The organism is Flavobacterium riviphilum, assembly GCF_055231795.1.
This window is the reverse complement of record NZ_JBUYSY010000046.1, coordinates 1-663: the sequence shown is the minus strand read 5'-3', so window position 1 is coordinate 663 and position 663 is coordinate 1. Positions and strand designations below refer to the sequence as shown.

At 39.7% G+C, this 663-nt stretch carries 1 protein-coding gene; it reads right to left on the bottom strand.

Annotated elements, in window-relative coordinates:
- Positions 1-663 (bottom strand): hypothetical protein (locus ACZIX2_RS14230; RefSeq protein ID WP_463340758.1); only part of this gene is annotated, 663 nt, incomplete at both ends.

The following is a 663-nucleotide window of genomic DNA, read 5'->3' as shown; positions in this document are numbered from 1 at the left end:
CGTTGGCCACCAATGTCGCTGTGGTTCCTCCTGGTAATCCGTTGATGCTTGGCGTGGTTTCAGTTACTGCGTCAATCACTGGTGCGCTTACAATTACTGTTACAATAGCTGAATCGCAATTCGCTGGGTTTAATTTTTCACAAATTGAGTACTCTATTGTATAAGTACCTGCTGGTGTGTTCACTGGTACGACTACTTGACCTGTGCTTACATCAATACTTGGTATTGAAGCTCCAACTGTTACTGGTGTAGCCGTTGTAGTTACAGTTAAGTTCACTAATCCTATTGTAACTTCATTTCCGTTTAAAGTGTCTGAATTAGTTGGGTTACCCACTAATACATTGCCTGCATTTGGTGAGCCTTTAGTGCTATTCCCTCCTACAATGGTATCATTTTTCGCACAAATTACATTAAAGATCATTATATCACCTGTTGGTAATGATGTGCAATTACCAGAATTAGTTACGGTATAGTTGTAAATACCTGAGACCAATCCAGAAATAATTGTAGATGATGAATTCCCAGTAATATTTCCTGGATTGATTGTCCAATTGCCTGATGGCAATCCACTCAACACAACACTACCAATTGCTACTGTACAAGTAGGTTGAATAATTAAATCAACCGTGGGAACAGATGGTGTAGCCAATATAGCACCTCCAT